Source organism: Streptomyces spororaveus, from assembly GCF_016755875.1.
GTDB lineage: Bacteria > Actinomycetota > Actinomycetes > Streptomycetales > Streptomycetaceae > Streptomyces > Streptomyces spororaveus.
This window is the reverse complement of sequence record NZ_BNED01000005.1, coordinates 4,752,384-4,772,935: the sequence shown is the minus strand read 5'-3', so window position 1 is coordinate 4,772,935 and position 20,552 is coordinate 4,752,384. Positions and strand designations below refer to the sequence as shown.

At 72.8% G+C, this 20,552-nt stretch carries 20 protein-coding genes and 1 tRNA gene; 8 read left to right on the top strand and 13 right to left on the bottom strand.

Going from position 1 to position 20,552, the window contains the following annotated elements; all coding sequences use genetic code 11:
- Positions 1-41: 41 nt before the first annotated feature.
- Entirely contained in the window at positions 42-1,034 is a 993-nt protein-coding gene (locus tag Sspor_RS23970) for a zinc-binding dehydrogenase (RefSeq protein ID WP_202203820.1), read from the top strand.
- A gap of 4 nt (positions 1,035-1,038) precedes the next feature.
- On the opposite strand, the gene Sspor_RS23965 is transcribed toward Sspor_RS23970, so the two are convergent.
- Positions 1,039-1,512: a GNAT family N-acetyltransferase gene (locus Sspor_RS23965; RefSeq protein WP_202200961.1), complete on the bottom strand. Its 474-nt coding sequence runs from the start codon at positions 1,510-1,512 to the stop codon at positions 1,039-1,041.
- Positions 1,512-2,414, bottom strand: a complete 903-nt coding sequence (locus tag Sspor_RS23960; RefSeq protein ID WP_202200960.1) for an aminoglycoside phosphotransferase family protein — start codon at positions 2,412-2,414, stop codon at positions 1,512-1,514. Before Sspor_RS23960 ends, Sspor_RS23965 begins: the two co-directional genes overlap by 1 nt.
- A gap of 626 nt (positions 2,415-3,040) precedes the next feature.
- On the opposite strand from Sspor_RS23960, the gene Sspor_RS23955 reads away from it, so the two are divergent.
- Positions 3,041-4,426 carry an NAD(P)/FAD-dependent oxidoreductase gene (locus Sspor_RS23955; RefSeq protein WP_202200959.1) on the top strand — a complete coding sequence of 462 codons (1,386 nt, stop codon included), beginning with the start codon at positions 3,041-3,043 and terminating at the stop codon, positions 4,424-4,426.
- On the opposite strand, the gene Sspor_RS23950 is transcribed toward Sspor_RS23955, so the two are convergent.
- From Sspor_RS23950 to Sspor_RS23940, 3 genes are all read right to left on the bottom strand, one after another.
- Positions 4,427-4,834 carry a hypothetical protein gene (locus tag Sspor_RS23950; protein WP_202200958.1) on the bottom strand — a complete coding sequence of 136 codons (408 nt, stop codon included), beginning with the start codon at positions 4,832-4,834 and terminating at the stop codon, positions 4,427-4,429.
- The gene (locus Sspor_RS23945) at positions 4,831-6,540 is read right to left on the bottom strand and encodes a right-handed parallel beta-helix repeat-containing protein (protein ID WP_202200957.1); all 1,710 of its coding nucleotides are present in this window, start codon (positions 6,538-6,540) and stop codon (positions 4,831-4,833) included. The genes Sspor_RS23950 and Sspor_RS23945 overlap by 4 nt, the downstream gene beginning before the upstream one ends.
- Before the next feature lie 86 nt (positions 6,541-6,626).
- Positions 6,627-6,700 (bottom strand) — tRNA-Thr (locus Sspor_RS23940).
- Positions 6,701-6,884: 184 nt separating this feature from the next.
- On the opposite strand from Sspor_RS23940, the gene Sspor_RS23935 reads away from it, so the two are divergent.
- The 3 genes from Sspor_RS23935 to Sspor_RS23925 all read left to right on the top strand — a co-directional run bounded on the left by Sspor_RS23935 (position 6,885) and on the right by Sspor_RS23925 (position 9,387).
- Positions 6,885-7,973, top strand: coding sequence for an ABC transporter ATP-binding protein (locus tag Sspor_RS23935; RefSeq protein WP_202200956.1), 1,089 nt, complete (start codon positions 6,885-6,887; stop codon positions 7,971-7,973).
- Between the two features lie 204 nt (positions 7,974-8,177).
- Complete coding sequence (locus tag Sspor_RS23930) at positions 8,178-8,591, top strand: hypothetical protein (protein WP_202200955.1); 414 nt, start codon at positions 8,178-8,180, stop codon at positions 8,589-8,591.
- Between the two features lie 28 nt (positions 8,592-8,619).
- Complete coding sequence (locus tag Sspor_RS23925) at positions 8,620-9,387, top strand: nucleotidyltransferase family protein (protein ID WP_202200954.1); 768 nt, start codon at positions 8,620-8,622, stop codon at positions 9,385-9,387.
- A 202-nt stretch (positions 9,388-9,589) separates the two neighbouring features.
- On the opposite strand, the gene Sspor_RS23920 is transcribed toward Sspor_RS23925, so the two are convergent.
- From Sspor_RS23920 to Sspor_RS23895, 6 genes are all read right to left on the bottom strand, one after another.
- Entirely contained in the window at positions 9,590-11,119 is a 1,530-nt protein-coding gene (locus Sspor_RS23920) for a DoxX family protein (protein ID WP_202200953.1), read from the bottom strand.
- A 148-nt stretch (positions 11,120-11,267) separates the two neighbouring features.
- Complete coding sequence (gene rlmB, locus Sspor_RS23915; RefSeq protein WP_202200952.1) at positions 11,268-12,239, bottom strand: 23S rRNA (guanosine(2251)-2'-O)-methyltransferase RlmB; 972 nt, start codon at positions 12,237-12,239, stop codon at positions 11,268-11,270.
- 94 nt (positions 12,240-12,333) lie between these two features.
- Positions 12,334-13,740: a cysteine--tRNA ligase gene (gene cysS, locus Sspor_RS23910; RefSeq protein ID WP_202200951.1), complete on the bottom strand. Its 1,407-nt coding sequence runs from the start codon at positions 13,738-13,740 to the stop codon at positions 12,334-12,336.
- A 94-nt stretch (positions 13,741-13,834) separates the two neighbouring features.
- Positions 13,835-14,356, bottom strand: coding sequence for a 2-C-methyl-D-erythritol 2,4-cyclodiphosphate synthase (ispF, locus tag Sspor_RS23905; protein WP_202200950.1), 522 nt, complete (start codon positions 14,354-14,356; stop codon positions 13,835-13,837).
- On the bottom strand, positions 14,346-15,092 hold the full coding sequence (gene ispD, locus Sspor_RS23900; RefSeq protein WP_202200949.1) for a 2-C-methyl-D-erythritol 4-phosphate cytidylyltransferase: 747 nt from the start codon (positions 15,090-15,092) through the stop codon (positions 14,346-14,348). The genes ispF and ispD overlap by 11 nt, the downstream gene beginning before the upstream one ends.
- A gap of 270 nt (positions 15,093-15,362) precedes the next feature.
- Complete coding sequence (locus tag Sspor_RS23895; protein ID WP_003953493.1) at positions 15,363-15,845, bottom strand: CarD family transcriptional regulator; 483 nt, start codon at positions 15,843-15,845, stop codon at positions 15,363-15,365.
- A 589-nt stretch (positions 15,846-16,434) separates the two neighbouring features.
- On the opposite strand from Sspor_RS23895, the gene Sspor_RS23890 reads away from it, so the two are divergent.
- Entirely contained in the window at positions 16,435-17,133 is a 699-nt protein-coding gene (locus Sspor_RS23890) for a DUF461 domain-containing protein (RefSeq protein WP_202200948.1), read from the top strand.
- Between the two features lie 274 nt (positions 17,134-17,407).
- Here the strand turns inward: Sspor_RS23890 and phoP are convergent, their stop codons facing one another.
- On the bottom strand, positions 17,408-18,079 hold the full coding sequence (gene phoP / locus Sspor_RS23880; protein WP_465270536.1) for a two-component system response regulator PhoP: 672 nt from the start codon (positions 18,077-18,079) through the stop codon (positions 17,408-17,410).
- A 50-nt stretch (positions 18,080-18,129) separates the two neighbouring features.
- On the bottom strand, positions 18,130-19,329 hold the full coding sequence (gene phoR, locus Sspor_RS23875; protein WP_202200947.1) for a two-component system sensor histidine kinase PhoR: 1,200 nt from the start codon (positions 19,327-19,329) through the stop codon (positions 18,130-18,132).
- 217 nt (positions 19,330-19,546) lie between these two features.
- Here phoR and phoU point away from each other — a divergent pair, with 217 nt between their 5' ends.
- Together phoU and Sspor_RS23865 are read left to right on the top strand one after the other, a co-directional pair.
- Positions 19,547-20,224, top strand: a complete 678-nt coding sequence (gene phoU, locus Sspor_RS23870; protein WP_202200946.1) for a phosphate signaling complex protein PhoU — start codon at positions 19,547-19,549, stop codon at positions 20,222-20,224.
- Positions 20,225-20,394: 170 nt separating this feature from the next.
- On the top strand, positions 20,395-20,544 hold the full coding sequence (locus tag Sspor_RS23865; RefSeq protein ID WP_202200945.1) for a hypothetical protein: 150 nt from the start codon (positions 20,395-20,397) through the stop codon (positions 20,542-20,544).
- Positions 20,545-20,552: the final 8 nt, after the last annotated feature.

Here is a 20,552-nt window from a genome sequence, read left to right as displayed (position 1 = left end):
CTCAACCCCGCCTGAGGTCGCAGCCTGGCGCCATGACCACCATGCGAGCCATCCGCCTGCACGCCTTCGGCCCCGCCGAGAACCTCTCCTACGAGCACGCGGACGCCCCCGTCCCCGCCCCCGGCCAGGTCCGCATCGCCGTCGCCGCCGCCGGCGTCCACCTCCTCGACACCAGCCTCCGCCAGGGCATCCAGGGCCCGCCCGCCCCGCTCCCCGAGCTCCCCACCATCCCCGGCCGCGAGGTCGCCGGCACCGTGGACGCGCTCGGCCCCGGCACCGACCCCGCATGGCTCGGCCGCACCGTCGTCGTCCACCTCGGCTTTGCCCCCGGCGGCTACGCCCAGTACGCCGTCGCCGACGCCGACCGACTGCACCCCGTACCGCCCGGCCTCGACCCCGCCCAGGCCGTCGCCATGATCGGCACCGGCCGCACCACCCTCGGGATCCTGCAGTTCGCCGACCTCGGCCCGGACTCCGTCGCCCTGATCCCCGCCGCCGCCGGGGGCATCGGCACCCTGCTGGTCCAGTACGCGGTCAACGCCGGCGCCACCGTCATCGCCCTGGCCGGCGGCCCCGCCAAAACCGCCCGGGCCTCCGCCAACGGCGCCCACCTCGCCCTCGACTACACCGACCCCGGCTGGGCCGACGCCGTCCGCGCCCGCCACCCCGACGGCGCAACCGTCCTCTTCGACTCCGTCGGCGGCGCAACCGCCCGCACCGCCCTCGGCCTCCTCGCCCCCGGCGCCCGGCACCTCGTCTTCGGCTGGTCCGGCGGCCCCCTCCACCTCACCGACGCCGAACGCGCCGACCTCGACGCCCGCGCCATCACCACCCGGAGCGTCCTCGGCCCCGCCATGCTCCAGCGGGTCGGCGCCCCCGACCCCCTGCGCGTCCTGGAAACCCGCGCCCTCGCCGAGGCCGCCGCGGGCCGCCTGCGCCCCGCCCTGACCCGCTACCCCCTCGCCGAGGCCGCCACCGCCCACCACGACCTGGAAACCCGCGCCACGACCGGCAAGGTCGTCCTGGAACCCTGAGCGCCTAGGGGGCCCCGAACGCGGCCAGCGCGCCGTCCGTCAGCCGGTACACCGACCACTCCTCCTGCGGCCGGGCGCCGAGCGCCTCGTAGAAGGCGATCGTGGGCGCGTTCCACTTCAGCACCGACCACTCCAGCCGCTCGTAGCCCCGCTCCACACACGTCCGCGCCAACTCCCGCAGCAGCGCCTTGCCGTGGCCGCCGCCGCGCACGCCGGGCCGTACGTACAGGTCCTCCAGGTAGATCCCGTGCACCCCGCGCCACGTCGAGAAGGACAGGAACCACAGCGCGAAACCGACGACCTCCCCGCCCTCCGTCTCCGCGATGTGCGCGAACACCGCCGGGCTCGCCCCGAACAGCGCCTCCCGCAGCTGCTCCTCGGTGGCCCGCGCCTCGTGCGGCACCTTCTCGTACTCCGCGAGCTCGCGGATCATCGCGTGGATGGCGGGGACGTCGCTGACTTCAGCACTACGGATCATTACCGCAGCCTAGAACGGGGGTGCAGCACCTCGACGACCGCCAACTGCTCCTCGTCCAGCCGCTCCTCCCCGTCCTCCACGTCCCACAGGCAGTTCTGGAGCACCCGCCCCAACGTCCACGCCCGTGCGCGCTCCCGGTCCAGCCCGACCGCCTCCGTCAGCAGGTCGAACCGCCACCGCACACCCTCGGCCCGGAAGTTGCCCATGATCGCCGGCAGCAACTCGAAACCCGGATCGCCCGCCAGCGGCTTCGGGTCGATCGCCAGCCACGGCTCCCGGCCGCCCGCCAGCACGTTGCCGTAGTGCAGGTCCCAGTGCAGCAGCCGGTCCCCCGGCTCCCCGGCGACCTCCGCCACCGCCGCCGCACACTCCGCCAGCAGCCGCCGGTCCCGCGCCTCCACCAGCTGCCCCAGCGCCCGCGGCACCTGCTCCAGCATCCCGGCGGCCATCTCACCGAGCCCGCGCAACCCGGCCGGAGCCGGCACCGCCGTCAGCCGCGCCAACAGCTCCCCGACGACCACCACCGCCTGCCGCGCGTCCGCACGCGCGAGCGCCGCCAGGTCCCGGCCCTCGTCCAACCGCTCCAGCAACAGGGTCCCGGTGTCCACGTCGTGCTGCAGCAGCCGTACGCACCCCTCCCCGGCCCACGCGCGCAGCGCGACCGGCTCCCCCACGCTCTCCTCGTCCACCGACACCAGCTTCAGCACGGCCCCGCTCCCGTCGGCCCGCTCCACCGGCAGCACCAGGGCGGTCACCCCGTGCATCACCGGCCCGGTCCGCCGCAGCCCCCACTGCTCCAGAAAGCGTGCCGCCCGCCCGGGCAGTGCGGCGATGAACTCCCGCCCCGCGTCCCCGTTGTACCTGACCTGCGCCTCGACCAACCCGTCCGGAACCTCGACCATCCCCCGACGGTACCGGTCCCCTGCGGGGTGCTCGGCGGTGCGCGGTACGGCCTTCCTGTGCGCGGGGTCGCGCCTCAAGCGCCGGCGGGGCCGTGCCCCTGCGGGGTTGCTCGGCGGTGTGCGGTACGGCCTTCCCGCGCCGCGGGGTGCGCCTCAAACGCCGGCGGGGCTGGGTGGTGTGGGGCGGGGCCCCGCACGAGGGTCTCCTCGGCTCGCGCCTGCGGCCGGGGTCTAGTTGGACGGCCTGGGTTGCGCGCTCGTCCTGCGGGGACCCTCCTGCGTGTCCCCGCCCCACGGCAGGGCTTCGACGGACACCTGGGCGGCGGGGTGGGGGGACGTGGCGGGGTGTCCCCGCAGGACGAGCGCGCAACCCAGGCCGTATGACTGGGCTCCCGCCGCAGGCGCGAGCCGAGGAGACACCCCGGCGCGGCACCCCACCCCGCCCCATGCCGACAGGCCCGCGCACCCCCGGCCGGGACGACCCGCACACCGCCGAGCACCCCGCAGGGGCACCGCACACCGCCGAGCACCCCCGCAGGGGCACCGCACAGCGCCTAGCCGCCCGCCCCGAACCGCGACACCCCGTCCCTGGACACCCTTCCGGAACGAGGTGTACCAAATCCCCCATGACGATCAACGGCGGTATTTCCTTCTGGTACGCGTCCGAGCGAAGCCGCACCCCCGCGCCCCCACCCCGCGCACCCCTCACCGCCGACACCACCGCCGACGTCGTCATCGTCGGCGGCGGTTACACCGGCCTGTGGACGGCCTATTACCTCAAGCGCGCCGCCCCCGACCTCCGCATCACCGTCCTGGAGCAGAAGTTCTGCGGCTACGGCGCCTCCGGCCGCAACGGCGGCTGGCTCTACAACGGCATCGCCGGCCGCGACCGCTACGCCGCCCTCCACGGCCACCAGGCCGCCCTCCGCCTCCAGCAGGCCATGAACGAGACCGTCACCGAGGTCATCGACGTCGCCGCCAAGGAAGGCATCGACGCCGACATCCACCGCGGCGGCGTCCTCGAAGTCGCCCGCACCCCCGCCCAACTCGGCCGTCTGAAGGCCTTCCACGCCCACGAGGTCGCCTTCGGCGAGACCGACCGCGAGCTCCTCGACGCCCCCGCCACCCGCGCCCGCATCGACATCGCCGATGCCGTGGGCTCCAGCTGGAGCCCCCACGGCGCCCGCATCCACCCCCTGAAGCTGGTCAGGGGCCTGGCCGCCGCCGTCGAGGCCCTCGGGGTGGTCATCCACGAGTCCACGCCCGTCACCGAGATCGCCCCGCGCCGGGCCGTCACCCCGTACGGCGTGGTCCGCGCGCCCTACGTACTGCGCTGCACCGAGGGGTTCACCGCCGCCCTCAAGGGCCAGAAGCGCTCGTGGCTCCCGATGAACTCCTCGATGATCGTGACGGCCCCGCTCCCCGCCGAGACCTGGTCCCGGCTGGGCTGGTCGGACAGCACGCTCCTGGGCGACATGGCCCACGCGTACATGTACGCCCAGCGCACCGCCGACGACCGCATCGCGATCGGCGGCCGGGGGGTCCCGTACCGCTTCGGCTCGCGCACCGACCACGACGGCCGCACCCAGCCGGCCACCGTCTCCGCGCTGACCGACCTCCTGACCGCCTTCTTCCCGCAGCTCGCGGGTACGGAGATCACGCACGCCTGGTCGGGCGTGCTCGGCGTGCCCCGTGACTGGTGCGCCACCGTCACCCTGGACCGCGCCTCGGGCCTGGGCTGGGCGGGCGGCTACGTGGGCTCGGGCGTCGCCACCTCCAACCTCGCGGCCCGCACCCTGCGCGACCTCGTCCTCGGCGAAGCCACCGAGCTGACCGGCCTCCCCTGGGTCGGCCACCGCGTCCGCCGGTGGGAGCCGGAGCCCTTCCGCTGGCTCGGCGTGCAGGCCCTCTACGCCGCCTACCGCGAGGCGGACCGCCACGAGAGCTCCACCCACCGCCCGACGACCACCCCCCTGGCCCGCCTGGCCGACCGCATCTCGGGCCGCCACTGATCAGACGGCCGAGGTCAGGCCCTCGATCGCCGTCCGGGCCCATTCCTGGGCCCCCACCGCCGTCCCGGCCACCACGCCGGTCGCGACCGGTGCCAGGGCTCCCTTGAGCGCGGCCAGGGCCCGGCGCAGCCGTCCCCGGTCGGGTTCGCCGTCCCCGGCGACCTCCGCCAGGACGTCCTGGGCGGCGGCCTCGGCGTCCTCGCGGTCCCGGTCGGGCAGGCCCGCGCCGGGGAGCTGCCGCAGCAGGTCGGCGACGAGGGCGGCGAGGGCCTCGGAGCCGGGCGCGGGCGCGGTGTTGTGCTGCTGGTTCTGGGTGGCCGTGTCGTTGCCCCAGGCGAACTGGGCTCCGGAGACGGGGCCGTGGAAGACCGGACCGGACCGGTCGTCGCCCTGCGGTCGATCGCTCATGTGCGGGTACCGTCCTCGTTCGTCGTCCGGTGCTGGACGGCATGGATGTTCCGCCACGCCAGCTGGACGTCGCGGACCGGGCCGTTGAACACCGGTCCCTCGTAGTGGTGGTGGATCACGGTGGGGCCCGGTTCGGTCCTGACGGCCTTTTCGAGCACGGGCAGCGGCGTGCGCAGCCCGGTCAGGTCGACGAGCCCGTTGTGGAGGATGCCCAGTTGCCCCGTCCCCGTCACGGAGCAGTCCTGGAGCCGGCCTCCGGAGTCGTCGACGAAACCCGCGCCGCCCACCGCGCAGTCGACGAGGGTGGCGCCCTCGATCTCCAGCCGGGCCGTGTCCCGCGCGAAGACGCCCAGTCCGTCGCTGCCGGTCACGGTGAGGTTCCGCGCGACGACCCGGGCACTGCCGAAGGCGGACACCCCGCCGGTGGTCACCGCCGCGGCCCCGCAGTCGTGCGCGAGCAGCTGGGCCTCTTCCCCGGCGCCGAAGGCCAGCGCCGCCCGCTCCACCGAGACCCGTCGCAGTGTCACCCAGGACTGCCCGAGCGCGGTCACCGCGGCCATCGCGACGTCTCGCAGCACGCTGTCACTGATCTCGGCCTGTGTGCCGCCGTTGCCCCGGGTCTCCAGCCCGGACGGGCAGCGTTCCACCGTGACGTGCTCGAAGACGGCGGTGGCCTCGTCGTACACCCGCAGGGCGGCACTGCTCAGGTCCCGGATCTCGATCCGGGTGAACCGGCCGCGGCCGCCGTCGGTGACGGCGACGCCGACCTTGCCGCCCGTGACACGGCAGCCGTGGACCTCTGGCGCTCCGCCCCGGGTCGAGAGCACCGCGACGTTGCCCGCCGCGGAGATCTCGCATTCCTCGAAGCGGCCGCGGCCGCCGTTGTTGACGTCGAGGCCGGTGTCGCGGCAGCCGGTGAGCACGCTGTCGCGCACCACCGGGTCGGCGCCGCTCGCCACCGCGATCCCGAACCGCGCGTCGACGACGCGGGTGCGGTCCACGCGGCCGCGGGACTGCTCGACGTACGCGATGCCCTCCGCCTCCACGGATTCGACGAGGCAGTCGGTCACGGTCAGTTCCGCCCGCGCTCCCGCGAAGACCGCGGCCTTCCCGGTGCGGGTCAGCACGCACCCCTCGATCCGGGCCCGCCCGCCGCTGACGAGGACCCCGTGGATGCGGCTGCCCTCGATCCGGCTGGCGACGACCGAGAGCCGCCCGCCGTCGATCACGGCGAGCGCGTTGTCCGCGGCGTCGGTGAACAGGCACCGCTCGACGAGCCCGCCGGCCCCCGCGATCAGCACCCGGCCGTGCAGGACCGTGCTGTCCCGCAGCGTCACCGAGGTACCGGGCCGGGCGTGGACGGCGACACCGTCGTGGGCGCGGATCTCGGTCTGGTCCAGCGTCAGTGTTCCCGCACGGCAGCCCACCACGTCGGCGTCCCGGCCGACCAGTACGAGCCCCTGGACGGCGACCGGTGCGAAGGTGTCGAGGACGGCGCCCCGGGGCCGCGCCACCACGACCGAGCCGGGGCCCCGGACCGCGACCAGCCGGACCTCGCCGCGGACGGTGAGCGTCTCCTCGTAGTGGCCGGGCTCGATCTCGATCAGCGCCGGCCGGCCGCGCCGGGCCGCCTCGGCGAGGGCGGAGGAGATGTCCCGGTGGGCGCGCCGGCCCCCGTGCGGTGAAACGACGTACCGCGTGACCATTGCCGCCTCCCCTGCCGGACAGCCCCCGAACGGTCAGAGGCCCTGCCGTCCGCTCGGACGACAGGGCCTCTGGTGTACTTCCTCGGAGCCCCCTGTCGGATTCGAACCGACGACCTACGCTTTACAAGAGCGTTGCTCTGGCCAGCTGAGCTAAGGAGGCGCAACCGTCCTCACTCTACACAGCGGCCCACATCGCGTAATGCGAAATCCGACACCTTCCCGGTGCTGACAGGAGCCGTCCGGGCGGGTAGCGTCGAGCGGAAGTCCACCTGGTGGACTAGACCCATTCTTCCTTCCACTCGGATCGTCCGGCACGTTCCTGCCGGTAGAAGGGATTCATCACCATGGCTTCTGTCACTTTCGACAAGGCGACCCGGCTGTACCCCGGCGGCGACAAGCCCGCCGTCGACCAGCTTGAGCTGGAGATCCAGGACGGCGAGTTCCTCGTCCTCGTCGGCCCGTCCGGCTGCGGCAAGTCCACCTCGCTGCGCATGCTCGCCGGCCTGGAGGACGTCAACGGCGGTGCCATCCGCATCGGTGACCGCGACGTCACGCACCTGCCGCCCAAGGACCGGGACATCGCGATGGTGTTCCAGAACTACGCGCTCTACCCGCACATGTCCGTCGCCGACAACATGGGGTTCGCGCTCAAGATCGCCGGTGAGGACAAGGCCACCATCCGCAAGAAGGTGGAGGACGCGGCGAAGATGCTCGACCTCACCCAGTACCTCGACCGGAAGCCGAAGGCGCTCTCCGGCGGTCAGCGCCAGCGCGTCGCCATGGGCCGCGCCATCGTGCGCAAGCCGCAGGTGTTCCTCATGGACGAGCCGCTGTCGAACCTCGACGCCAAGCTCCGCGTCTCCACCCGCACGCAGATCGCGGCGCTCCAGCGCGACCTCGGCATCACCACGGTCTACGTCACCCACGACCAGGTCGAGGCCATGACGATGGGCGACCGCGTGGCCGTCCTGAAGGACGGGCTGCTCCAGCAGGTCGACACCCCGCGCAACATGTACGACCGCCCCGCGAACCTCTTCGTCGCCGGCTTCATCGGCTCGCCGGCCATGAACCTGGTCGAGGTCCCGATCACCGACGGCGGTGTGAAGTTCGGCGACAGCGTCGTCCCGGTGTCCCGCGAGGCGCTGTCCGCGGCGGCCGACGCGGGCGACCGCACCGTCACGGTCGGCGTGCGTCCGGAGCACTTCGACGTCGCCGAGACCGGCGGTCTGACCATCACCGTGAACGTCGTCGAGGAACTCGGCGCGGACGGCTACGTCTACGGCTCCACCGCGTCCGCCGACGGCTCGCAGGACCTCGTCGTCCGCGTGGGCGGCCGCCAGGTCCCGGAGAAGGGCTCCAGCCTCCACGTGGTGCCGCGCGCGGACGAGATCCACGTCTTCTCCACCTCCTCCGGCGAGCGGCTGTCCGGCTGACGGCTCCGGGAAGTGTGGGAGGGGCGTCCCGTCAAGGGGCGCCCCTCCGGCGTCCGTTGCCGATCCCGGCGGCGTCCCGAACCCCGGCAGACCGGGCCATTCGGCCCCAACCGTCAACCCCGGATTCGAAAAACCACGTCGAACCATCCCCCGACAGGGTGACTAAATGTCGCCAAATCTTCACCGAGCGCTACTCTCGCCCTCGTGACCCACTCTGCCCGCCGTATCGGCCGTTCCCTCGCCCTGGTCCTGCCCGTCGTCCTGGTCCTGTCCGGGACCCTCGCGGTCACCATGGTCCCCTGGGCGGACACCTCGTCCTCCCAGATCCTGACCGCCTCCGCCGAGGACGTCTCCGTCCCCGCGAAGCCCCGTGCCGCGCACGAGGTGCTGCGCGATCAGCTCGTCGGCGAGCTGCAGCAGGGCGGCCGGCCGGACGACGTCCTCACCCACCTCCAGCAGGAGGTCAACCGGCGGCCCTCGCTCGCCGATCACTGCGTGGGCATCGCGCGGGCCCTCGGACGGGCGGCCGTGGACGCGTACGGCCCGACGAAGGCCCAGTCGTTCGCCCGGCCCGTCTGCGACACCTCGTACGCCTCCGGCGTCGCCTCCATGGGCTGACGCACGCCGCGTCCCTACGCTGGCCGCCATGACCGACGACCACCGATCCGCTGAATCCGCTCCCCCCGCAGCCGCGTTCCCCGCCGCCCCCACCCAGGCCGTCGTCCTGGCGGGCGGCCAGGGGTCGCGGCTGCGGCCGTACACGGACGACCGCCCGAAGCCCATGGTGGAGATCCCGGGGACGGGGGTGCCGATCATCGGGCACCAGCTGGCCTGGCTGGCCTCGGAGGGGGTCACCGATGCCGTGGTCTCCTGCGGACACCTGGCCGAGGTGCTCCAGGAGTGGCTGGCCGGGGCCCGGTTGCCGCTCCGCGTGACCACGGTGGTCGAGGAGGAGCCGCTGGGCCGCGGCGGCGGTCTCAAGTACGCCGCCCGGCACCTCCCCCACCCCGACGGGACCTGGTACGCGACCAACGGCGACGTGTGGACCCGCTTCTCGCTCCGCGAGATGGCCGCCTTCCACGCGGAGCGCGACGCGGTGGCCACGCTCGCGCTCGCCCGGCCGCGGATCCCCTGGGGGGTCGTGGAGACCAACGAGTTCGGGCAGGTCCTGGACTTCATCGAGGCCCCCCAGTCGCCCTACCCGGTCAACGCGGGCGTGTACGTCTTCAGCGCCGAATTCACCGCACTGCTCCCGGACTTGGGCGACCACGAGCGCACCACGTTCCCGCGCCTGGCCCGTGAGCGGCGCCTCGCGGGCTTCCCGCTGCCACAGGGGGCCTACTGGCGGGCCATCGACACCGCCAAGGACCTCACCGAGGCCGCACGGGAGTTGGCGGCTCAGAAGGGCGCCTGAGGCCCTTCCCGCGCCGATCGCCGCCCGTACCGTACGCGGCTTCGCGCGCCCGGCACGCACACGGGGCCCGCACACGCACGGGACCCCACCCGCACACCGGGCCCGCACACGCACGGGACCCCACCCGCACACCGGGCCCGCACACGCACGGGGGCCCGGCACGCTCACGCGCGCCGGGCCCCGGTCCTGCCGTGCCGGTGTGTCAGCCGATGAGCCCGCCGATCAGGCCCGGCTGCTTCGGGGCCGGAGCCCCGCCGCCCGTGCTGCTGCCCGCGGAGGAGGACGGCTGCCTCGGCGAGGAGGACTGGCGGGGGGTGCTGCGCGGGGTCTGCTGCTTGCCGGTGGTGCCGCGCGTCGCGGCCGGCGACTCGGAGCGGGTGCCCGAGGTCCCCTTGGTCGGGGCGCCCGACGCGGTCTTCCCGGACTTGGCGGCCGGCTCGGTCGCGACGGCCGAGGGCGAGGCCGACTTGGTCGGCGACTGCTTGGGCTGCTGCGGTCCGGGCTGCTGCCTGGCGGGCGCCTGCGGCAGCGGACGGCCCGGCAGGTAGTTGCTGGGAGCCTCGCCCGGACCGGGCACCGTGACGACGGTGGAGGAGCGGACGGCGCCGCCGAGGAGCGAACCGACGAGCAGCGTCAGCCCGCACACGACCGTGGCCATGACGGCCCCGCGCCGCAGGACGCGCCGCCGCAGCCGCCAGATCTCGGAGCGCGGGCCGAGGGTCCGCCAGGCCTCGCCGGCGAGGCGTCCGTCGAGGGAGTAGACCGGGGCGCCCGCGATGATCAGCGGGGACCAGGCGGCGAGGTAGATGATGTCGGGCGCGTCGTAGGCCGGGACCGTCTTCCAGCTCACCGTCATCAGCAGCGCCGCGGACAGCAGCGCCCCGAAGCAGGCGGCGAACCGCTGCCACAGTCCGAAGACCGTCAGCACGCCGACGATGACCTGGAGGAAGGCCACGCTCAGGCCCGCGCCGACGGGGTGGGCGAGGGCGAAGTCGCGCAGCGGCTCGGCGAGCGCCCACGGGTTCAGCGTGTGCAGCCAGGTGACCATGGAGCCGCGCTCGCCGCCGTCGAAGTAGACGGGGTCGCAGAGCTTGCCCATGCCCGCGTAGATGGAGATGAAGCCGAGGAAGACGCGCAGCGGGAGCAGCACGACGCCGAGGTTCATCCGGCGGCCGGGGTAGTAGGAGGCCTGCCCGCGGTTGTCGCCGGCGGGGCGCCGGGATTCCGGCCCGGGGCCGGTCCCGGGGCCGTGCGGCTGCTCGTACGGGAGGTCCCGTACGGCGGACAGCGGGCGGGTCTCGGCGGGGTCCCCGTAGCTGCGCTGGCCGATGACGGTCGGCGTGGCGAGGGTGTCCTCGGCGAGGTCGTGGGCCAGGTCGACGCGGGGGATGACCTGGGTGGCGCCGCCGTCGTACTCGTCGAGTCCCCGGCCGGCCTCGCGGACGGCCTGGAGCAGTCCGCCCATGGCGGCGGCGTCACCGGCGTCGGACTTGCCGCTCCAGACCACGGGGGCCCGGCGGCGGGTGGCCCCGGCGGCCGCCACCACGGCGCCACCCAGAACGGGTGCGCGGCCGGGGGCCTTCGCGGGCTTGGAACGCGCGCTCGGGCTCGGTGCGAGCCGCACGCGGAAGCTGGCGTGGTTGACGATGACCTGTGCGGGGTCGCACGGCACCTTGACCATGCTCAGCGCGGGCTGGTCGTCGAACCCTGACGTTCTGGTGTCCACACTCATCTAACCGAGTGATCAGTGTTTAGGACACTGCCTTGACGTCAGGGATGTGTCCGAGACCCGTCAAGATCAAGCCACCCCGCCCGAATCGGGCGGGGTGACACGCTCACGGGTCATGTTCCGTGAGCCAAGTGGATCAGTGGCCGGAGGATCAGGCGCGGCCGCGGGTGGCGCGGCGGCGGGCCGCCTCGTAGAGGACGACGCCCGCGGCGACACCGGCATTGAGGGACTCGGCGCCGCCCGGCATCGGGATGCGCACGAGGTAGTCGCAGTTCTCGCCGACGAGACGGCCCAGGCCCTTGCCCTCGGAGCCGACGACGATGACGACCGGGCCGCCGAGCACCTCGAGGTCCTGGACCTCGTGGGTGCCCTCGGCCGCGAGGCCGACGACGGTGATGCCGGCCTTCTTGTAGTCCTGGAGCGCGCGGGTCAGGTTGGTGACGCGCGAGACCGGGGTACGGGCGGCGGTGCCGGCCGAGGTCTTCCAGGCACCGGCGGTCATACCGGCGGCACGGCGCTCGGGGATGACCACGCCGTGGCCGCCGAAGGCGGAGACGGAGCGGACGATCGCGCCGAGGTTGCGCGGGTCGGTGACACCGTCGAGGGCCACGATCAGCGGGTCGTCGCCGTCGTCGTAGGCGGCCGCGGTGAGGTCCTCGGGGTGCGCGTACTCGTACGGCGGGACCTGGAGGACCAGGCCCTGGTGGTTGAGCCCGTTGGTCATGCGGTCGAGCTCGGGGCGCGGGGCTTCCATCAGGTTGATGTTGCCGCGCTCGGCGGCGAGCTGGAGGGCCTCGCGGACGCGCTCGTCGTTGTCGATGAACTGCTGGACGTAGAGCGTGGTGGCCGGGACGCCGTCGCGCAGCGCCTCGAAGACCGGGTTGCGGCCGACGACCATCTCGCTGGTGCCCTTGGGGCCGCCGCGGCGCGGCGCCGGGCGGCGCTTGGCGGCCTGGCGGGCCATGGCGTTGGCGATGCGGTTCGCCTTGTGCTTCTTGCGGTCCTCGGCCTTGGGCGTGGGGCCCTTGCCCTCCAGACCCTTGCGCCGCTGGCCACCGCTGCCGACCGTCGCGCCCTTCTTGTTGGACGTGCGGCGGTTCCTGCGCTGGCTGTTCCCGGCCATGACTTCTACCTGTTTCGTTGGTGCTGCGATATGTACGTATGAAGAGTGTGCCGCCCGGAGCGCCGGGCAGCACACCAAACTCAGCTGCCTGGGCTCAGCGGGGGCCGAGCGTCCAGCGCGGACCCGTGGGGCTGTCCTCGATGACCAGTCCGGACTGCTGCAGCTGGTCGCGGATGGCGTCGGCGGTGGCCCAGTCCTTGCGGGCCCGGGCGGACTCGCGCTGTTCCAGGACCAGGCGTACGAGGGTGTCCACGGCGCCGTGGAGCTCCTCGCCGCGGTCGGACCCGTTCCCGCCGTCCCAGTGGGGGTCGAGCGGGTCCAGGCCGAGGACGCCCAGCATGGCCCGTACCTCCGACAGGCGCGCGATGGCCGCGTCCTTGTCGTCGGCGGCGAGCGCGCTGTTGCCCTGGCGGACGGTGGTGTGGACGATCGCGAGCGCCTGCGGGACGCCCAGGTCGTCGTCCATGGCCTCGGCGAAGGCGGGCGGGACCTCGCGCGCCGGCTCGACGGGGCCGCCGGCCTTCTCGATGACGCGCTGGTAGAAGCCCTCGATCCGGGCGAAGGCCGACTCGGCCTCGCGCAGCGCGTCCTCGCTGTACTCGATCATCGACCGGTAGTGCGGGGTGCCGAGGTAGTAGCGCAGGACGATCGGACGCCACTGCTTGACCATCTCGGAGACGAGGACCGAGTTCCCGAGGGACTTCGACATCTTCTCGCCGGACATGGTGACCCAGGCGTTGTGGACCCAGTACTTCGCGAACTCGTCGCCGAAGGCCTTGGCCTGGGCGATCTCGTTCTCGTGGTGCGGGAAGATCAGGTCGAGCCCGCCGCCGTGGATGTCGAAGGCCTCACCGAGGTACTTGTGCGCCATGGCAGAGCACTCCAGGTGCCAGCCGGGACGGCCGCGGCCCCACGGGGTCTCCCAGGAGGGCTCGCCGGGCTTGGCGGACTTCCACATGGCGAAGTCGCGCGGGTCGCGCTTTCCGGTCTCACCGGTGCTCTCCGGCTGGCGGATGTTGTCGAGCTCCTGGCGGGAGAGCGAGAGGTAGCCGGGGAAGGACTTCACGTCGAAGTAGACGTTGCCCTCGGACTCGTACGCGTGGCCGCGCTCGATGAGCCCGCGCATCATCTCGATCATCTCCGGAACATGCCCGGTGGCGCGCGGCTCGTAGGTGGGCCGCAGGCAGCCGAGCGCGTCGTAGCCGGAGTTGAAGGCCAGTTCGTTCTCGTAGCCGATGGACCACCAGGGGCGGCCCTGTTCGGCCGCCTTGGCGATGATCTTGTCGTCGATGTCGGTGACGTTGCGGATGAAGGTCACGTCGTAGCCGCGGTAGGCGAACCAGCGGCGCATGACGTCGAAGTTCAGGTACGAGCGGACGTGCCCGATGTGCGGGGCGGCCTGCACCGTGGCGCCACACAGGTAGATCGAGACACAGCCCGCGGTGAGCGGGGTGAAGTCGCGGATCTGCCGGGCGCTGGTGTCGTACAGGCGAATAGTCACGGCATCCAGGGTAGTGGCCCTGTAGCAGTGCCCCGCGACCCTTTGGGGGCCCGGGGCACCTTTGTTGCCGAAGAAGTGCGACCGCTACGAGGGATCAGGCCCGGTTCGTCCGGTACACGAGGGCGGTGGCGATGGCGGCGAGCCCTTCGGCACGGCCGGTGAGCCCCAGCCCGTCGGTGGTGGTGCCGGACACCGAGACGGGGGCGCCGGCGGCGGCCGCGAGCGCCTTCTGCGCTTCTTCGCGCCGCTTTCCGATCTTCGGGCGTACGCCGATCACCTGGATGGCGATGTTGCCGATCTCGAAGCCCTCGGCGCGGACGATGCGGGCCGCCTCCGCCAGAAGGGTGACGCCGGCGGCTCCGGACCACTCGGGGCGGGAGGTGCCGAAGTGCGCTCCGAGGTCGCCGACACCGGCGGCGGAGAAGAGCGCGTCGCAGGCGGCGTGGGCGGCGACGTCGCCGTCGGAGTGCCCGGCGAGGCCGTCCTCGCCCTCCCAGAGCAGGCCGGCGCACCACAGCTCACGGCCGGTCTCGAAGGCGTGCACGTCGGTGCCGATGCCGACGAGCGGGATCAGCGGCGCGGCGGGCGCGTCGTGCCGGGTGGGATCAGTAGCCATCGGTGGCCCTCCTGCGGGCGAGTACGGCCTCTGCGAGGACCAGGTCGAGCGGGCGGGTGACCTTGAAGGCCTCTTCGTGGCCCGGGATCACCACGACGGTGACACCGAGCCGTTCCACCATGCCGGCGTCGTCGGTGGCGCCCTCGCCGTCGACGGCGATCGCGTCGTGCGCCTGCCGGAGGGTGGCGAGGTCGAAGCCCTGCGGGGTCTGCACGGCGCGCAGCCGGGCCCGTTCGGGCGTGCCGAGGACGGGCTCGGGCTCGCCGGGCTTGCCGGGCTCGACCTCCTTGACGGTGTCGGCCAGGGGCAGCGCGGGCACCACGGCGGGCGCTCCGTCGCGCACGGCCTCGACGACCGAGTCCACGGTGTCCACGGGCACGAGCGGCCGGGCCGCGTCGTGGATCAGCACGGAGGTGATGTCCGGCGGCAGCACGTCCAGGCCGGCGCGGACGGACTCCTGGCGGGTCTCCCCGCCGGGCACGACCAGCAGTTCGGTGCGCTCGGGCAGCGCGTGCTCGCCCAGCAGCAGGCGCACCTCGGCGGCCTCGGCGGGCGGGGCGACGACCACCACGAGGGAGACCGCACGGGAGCGGGCCATCGCGCGTACGGCGTGGATGAGCATCGGGGTACCGCCGAGGGCCCGCAGGGCCTTGGGGGCACCGGGACCGAGGCGTACCCCCCGGCCGGCGGCCGGGATCACCGCGGCGGTGCGGTGGGGACGCGTTACGTCAGACATCAGTAGCTCCGAGCCAGGTTTGTGACTTCGGCCGACATGGGTATGGCCTGAAGGGTGCCGGGTGCGACGCCCCTCGCCCCTTCCGTGACGACCGGTCGAGCAGGCTGCCCGAACCCGGCACGCCATCGCGATGGTGGCGGTGGGGCAGTGAGGCAAGAGATACGGATACAGACATGCCGCAGCGCCCGGCAACAGGCCTCTCGTGGAGGAGAGACCCAGTCATCGGGCACCGCGGCAAGCTGCGCACCACATGGTGCACGGGGACTCGCGTCAGGACGCGAGCACCTCGTCGAGGAGGGCCTCGGCCTTGTCCTCGTTCGTGTTCTCAGCGAGCGCGAGCTCGCTCACCAGAATCTGGCGCGCCTTCGCGAGCATGCGCTTCTCACCCGCGGAAAGCCCGCGCTCACGCTCACGACGCCACAGGTCACGCACCACTTCGGCGACCTTGATGACATCGCCAGAAGCGAGCTTCTCCAGATTTGCCTTGTAGCGCCGGGACCAGTTCGTCGGCTCTTCTGCATACGGTGCGCGGAGCACCTCGAAGACCCGGTCCAGCCCGTCCTGGCCGACTACGTCGCGAACGCCGACGAACTCCGCATTGTCCGCAGGCACACGAACCGTCAGGTCGCCCTGAGCGACCTTGAGCACCAAGTAGGTCTTGTCCACGCCTTTGATCTGACGAGTCTCAATGGCCTCGATCAGCGCGGCCCCGTGATGGGGATAGACCACGGTGTCGCCAACCTTGAACGTCATGTGACAGGTACCCCTTCCGTGGCTATCCAGGGTAACACGAGAACTGACTGTTATGAATGGCGTTTTCGCAGGTCAGGGCACATCTCGGGGCTTGACAACAGCAACAGGAACGTGCTGCGGAGAGCTTCCGGAAGCGGGTATTCGCAGGTCGGGGGCGCTGCGCGGACCGGGCGAAAGGGCCACGCTACACCTGCCCGGCACCCCCATCAGTGTGACGTACGTCCCGTTTTGCCGGGTTCCGAGTCGGGAAACCGAACTACTCCGTCCGACTGGCGGCCCCCTCACCGGGCGGGTTCCGGCCCAATCCTGAATTGATCACGAAGTGCCGTTCGAGAGAATCCGGAAATTGATCAACGGGGGTCCGGCACGGGATATGCGAGCGCCTCAAGATCGGCGCGGTGGACGGCACCCCGGAATGCAAGATCGCGGGGCGCTCCCAGGGTGGGGGCCGCCCTGCGGAGGGTCGGGTGCGGGGGCGGGGCGGCGGCTCGGTAACCTAAGCGCGCTGACACACCCTTAGAGCGGCTTTACCTCGGCCGTTCCGAGCGCCCACCCGCCCCTTCCGTTCGTCCAAGGAGTTGCCGCCGCCGTGAGCCGCAGCCTTCGACGCGGCGCCCTCGCCGCCACCGCCGTCGTGTTCTCGATCGCCTCGCTGGCCGCATGCGGTGCGGGCCGGGATGCGCAGACCCTCCAGATCAAGCCGGACAACGCCGCCGCCACCAAGGGCGACATCGAGGTCCAGAACGCACTGGTGATCACCCAGGGCCAGAAGGGCGAGAAGGGCCCCGCGGTCGTCTCCGCGACGGTCTTCAACAACGGCACCAAGGCACAGACGCTTGACGGCATCACCCTCCCGGGTGGCAAGGGCAAGGTCGCGCTGAAGCCCGCCGAGGGCTCCGGCAAGATCACCGTGCCGGCCCTCGGCTACGTGGTGATCGGCGGCAAGGGCAACGCCTCCGCCGTGATCGAGGACGGTTCCGTGGCCGCCCGGGACGGCGAAGTGCAGGACGTCGTCTTCCAGCTGAGCAACGCGGGCGGCGTCGAGCTGCAGGCCTTCGTGGTCCCCGCCACCGGCGCCTTCGCCCCGTTCGGCCCGTCCGCGGCCCCCGTCGCGGCCCCGACGCCCGCCGCGTCCCCGGCCACGCCCCCGGCCGCGGGTACCACCCCGTCCGGCACTCCCTCGGGCACTCCCTCGGGCGCGGCCACCGGTGCGGCCGCGGGCGCCACCCCGTCCGGCTCCCCCGCGGGCACGCCGTCGGGTTCCCCGTCGCACGCCGCGGGCCACTGACGCGGACATACGCATACGGGAAGGGCCCCCGGCCGCTGATGCGGCCGGGGGCCCTTCCCGTATATCCGGCTCCGGACCGCGCGTACGCCGTCGGCCTACGGCTCGAACTTGTAGCCGAGGCCGCGCACCGTCACCAGGTAGCGCGGGGCGCCCGGGTCCGGCTCGAGCACCATCCCGCGTGCGCCCCTCGCACGGTGCGGCCCAGGGGGCCTCACCGGCTTCGGGACGCTGTGCCGGCCTCCGACCGGCTCCGGGCCGCGCGTACGCCGTCGGCCTACGGCTCGAACTTGTAGCCGAGGCCGCGCACCGTCACCAGGTAGCGCGGGGCGCCCGGGTCCGGCTCGATCTTGGCGCGCAGGCGCTTGACGTGGACGTCGAGGGTCTTGGTGTCGCCGACGTAGTCCGCGCCCCAGACCCGGTCGATGAGCTGCATACGGGTCAGCACGCGGCCCGCGTTGCGCAGCAGCATCTCCAGCAGGTCGAACTCCTTCAGCGGGAGGTCCACCTTGCCGCCGGAGACCGTGACCACGTGGCGGTCGACGTCCATCCGTACGGGGCCGGCCTCCAGGGCCGCCGGGGTGACCTCCTCCGGCTCGCCGCGGCGGCGCAGGACCGCGCGGATGCGGGCGACCAGCTCGCGGGAGGAGAAGGGCTTGGTGACGTAGTCATCTGCTCCTATCTCCAGCCCGACGACCTTGTCGATCTCGCTGTCCTTGGCGGTCACCATGATCACGGGGACGTTGGAGCGGCCGCGCAGCTGCCGGCAGACCTCCGTGCCGGGCAGGCCGGGAAGCATCAGGTCGAGGAGGACGAGGTCGGCGCCGTTGCGCTCGAACTCGTCGAGCCCGTCGGGGCCGGTCGCGGCGATGGCGACCTCGAAGCCCTCCTTGCGGAGCATGTAGGACAGGGCGTCGCTGAAGGATTCCTCATCCTCGACGACGAGCACTCGGGTCACGGAAGGACCTCCGGGGCAGGAATGGCTGGAGCGGTTCTGGGTCAGGCAGGGGTCGGGTGGGTGCGGGGGGCCGCCACCGGGGCCGGGGCGGCTGCTTCAGGGAGTCGCAGGGTGAACGTGGAACCCTGGCCCTCCGAGCTCCATACCGACACCTCCCCGCCGTGCGAGGCCGCCACGTGCTTCACGATCGCAAGGCCGAGGCCCGTTCCTCCCGTGGCGCGGGAGCGGGCCGGGTCCACGCGGTAGAAGCGCTCGAAGATGCGCTCGCGGTCCTTTTCCGGGATGCCGATGCCCTGGTCGGTCACGGCGATCTCGATCAAGTCTCCCCCAGGAGCCGTCACCCTGCGTCCGGCGATGCCGACGCGGGTGCGGGCGGGGCTGTAGTTGACGGCGTTCTCGACCAGATTGCCGAGGGCGGCCGCGAGCTGTCCGCGGTTGCCCCATACCCGCAGGTCGGCGGTGCCGCCCGCGGCCATGGTGATCTGTTTCGAGGAGGCCGTGTGGCGGCAGCGGTCGATGGCCTCGGCGACGAGCGTGTCCACGCGCACGGGCTCGGCGTCCTCCAGCGGGTCGTCGTTCTGTACCCGGGAGAGGTCGATGAGCTCCTGCACGAGGTTGATCAGGCGGGTGGACTCGATCTGCATGCGGCCCGCGAAGCGGCTGACCGCCTCGGGGTCGTCCGCGGCGTCCATGACGGCCTCGGACAGCAGGGAGATCGCCCCGACCGGGGTCTTCAGCTCGTGGGACACGTTGGCGACGAAGTCGCGGCGCACGGCCTCGATGCGGCGGGCCTCGGTGAGGTCCTCGACCAGGAGGAGCACCAGGCGGGAGCCGAGCGGGGCGACGCGCGCCGAGACGGCGAGGGCCTCTCCGCGGCCGGTGCCGCGCCGGGGCAGGTCCAGCTCGACCTGGCGTATCTCCCCGTCACGGCGGGTGTCGCGGGCCATGTGGAGCATCGGCTCCACGGCGAGCTTGCCGCCGCGGACCAGGCCGAGGGCGTAGGCCGCCGAGCTGGCCTTGACCACCGCGTCGCCCTCGTCCAGTACGACCGCCGAGGACCGCAGCACCGAGAGGACGGTGTCCACGCCGGGCGGCAGCACCGCGTTGATGTCGGGGCGCATGGAGCTCCGGGTGGGGCGGGCCTGGTCGCGCTCGCTCCAGCGGAACGCCAGCATCGCGATCACACCGGTGCAAAGACCGGCGATCGCTGCAGCTGCGGCGACCGCCGCGTTCACGTCCATGGATCCAGGTTAAGCAGGCGCGACGACACTTCCACAGCCGTTCGGGTGGCACCTCGAACAGTCGTCGCCCAGAGTTCACCCTGGCGACGGGGTTGATTCACTTGTGGTGCCGGAGTCGGACGCGTTTGCGGCTCACGGTGTCAACGTGGGGCCGCTGGCCGCCCCGGCCCGCCCCCGGGCAGTACCGCAGTAGTAGGTCGAGAGAGGGACACGAGACATGCGCGACGCGTACCACGAGGAACTGGACTCGATCGGAGAAGGCCTGGTCGAGATGGCCCGGCTCGTCGGCTCCGCGATCGGGCGGGCCACGACGTCCATGCTCGACGCCGACCTGAAGCTCGCCGAGAGCGTCATCGCCGCCGACCAGAAGGTCGACGACCTCCAGCACGACCTGGAGGCGCGCGCCATCGCCCTGCTGGCCCGCCAGCAGCCGGTCGCCACCGACCTGCGCATCGTCGTGACCTCCCTGCGGATGAGCGCCGACCTGGAGCGCAGCGGCGACCTCGCCCAGCACGTGGCGAAGCTCGCCCGGCTGCGCTTCCCGGACCGCGCCGTGCCGCGGGACCTGCACGCGACCATCCTGGAGATGGGGCAGCTGGCGCAGCGCCTGATGGCGAAGGCCGCCGAGGTGATCATCACGAAGGACGTCGACCTCGCGCTCCAGCTGGAGCAGGACGACGACGAGATGGACCAGCTGCACCGCACGCTGTTCCAGCACCTGATGGACGACCGCTGGAAGCACGGCATCGAGACGGCCGTGGACGTGACCCTGCTGGGCCGCTACTACGAGCGCTTCGCGGACCACGCGGTGTCGGTGGCCAAGCGCGTGGTCTACCTGGTGACGGGTGAGCACGCGGACGACCTCCAGCAGCCGACCCAGGTCGACGGCGTCTGACCCACCGGCACCGGAAGCGGGGAATCCGGACGGGGGCGGCCCGACCGCGGGCCACGCCGAGCCCCAATGCGCCGTTGACGCGCCGGTACCGCTGGGCATGAATGAGGGCGAGGGCGGTCGTCGTACGTAGTCCCGTATGCCGCGGGGCACCGCCCCTGCGAGGAGGAACCATGCCCGATTCCCCCGTCCCCATCACCCCGGAGCAGGAGCAGTCCCCGAGGCCCGAGCCGCTGCGGCTACCGCTGCTCGCGGCCTGCGGCTGCGGCTCCGGCTGCGGCTGCGGCTGCCAGTCCGGCGCCCCCTGCCAGTGCGGCGGCTGACGGCCTCC

Coding starts and splice junctions, on each gene's coding strand:
- Sspor_RS23970 (WP_202203820.1), top strand. CDS start 42: ATGCGAGCCATCCGCCTGCACGCCTTCGGCCCCGCCGAGAACCTCTCC.
- Sspor_RS23965 (WP_202200961.1), bottom strand. CDS start 1,512: ATGATCCGTAGTGCTGAAGTCAGCGACGTCCCCGCCATCCACGCGATG.
- Sspor_RS23960 (WP_202200960.1), bottom strand. CDS start 2,414: ATGGTCGAGGTTCCGGACGGGTTGGTCGAGGCGCAGGTCAGGTACAAC.
- Sspor_RS23955 (WP_202200959.1), top strand. CDS start 3,041: ATGACGATCAACGGCGGTATTTCCTTCTGGTACGCGTCCGAGCGAAGC.
- Sspor_RS23950 (WP_202200958.1), bottom strand. CDS start 4,834: ATGAGCGATCGACCGCAGGGCGACGACCGGTCCGGTCCGGTCTTCCAC.
- Sspor_RS23945 (WP_202200957.1), bottom strand. CDS start 6,540: ATGGTCACGCGGTACGTCGTTTCACCGCACGGGGGCCGGCGCGCCCAC.
- Sspor_RS23935 (WP_202200956.1), top strand. CDS start 6,885: ATGGCTTCTGTCACTTTCGACAAGGCGACCCGGCTGTACCCCGGCGGC.
- Sspor_RS23925 (WP_202200954.1), top strand. CDS start 8,620: ATGACCGACGACCACCGATCCGCTGAATCCGCTCCCCCCGCAGCCGCG.
- Sspor_RS23920 (WP_202200953.1), bottom strand. CDS start 11,119: ATGAGTGTGGACACCAGAACGTCAGGGTTCGACGACCAGCCCGCGCTG.
- rlmB (WP_202200952.1), bottom strand. CDS start 12,239: ATGGCCGGGAACAGCCAGCGCAGGAACCGCCGCACGTCCAACAAGAAG.
- ispF (WP_202200950.1), bottom strand. CDS start 14,356: ATGGCTACTGATCCCACCCGGCACGACGCGCCCGCCGCGCCGCTGATC.
- ispD (WP_202200949.1), bottom strand. CDS start 15,092: ATGTCTGACGTAACGCGTCCCCACCGCACCGCCGCGGTGATCCCGGCC.
- Sspor_RS23895 (WP_003953493.1), bottom strand. CDS start 15,845: ATGACGTTCAAGGTTGGCGACACCGTGGTCTATCCCCATCACGGGGCC.
- phoR (WP_202200947.1), bottom strand. CDS start 19,329: ATGGACGTGAACGCGGCGGTCGCCGCAGCTGCAGCGATCGCCGGTCTT.
- phoU (WP_202200946.1), top strand. CDS start 19,547: ATGCGCGACGCGTACCACGAGGAACTGGACTCGATCGGAGAAGGCCTG.
- Sspor_RS23865 (WP_202200945.1), top strand. CDS start 20,395: ATGCCCGATTCCCCCGTCCCCATCACCCCGGAGCAGGAGCAGTCCCCG.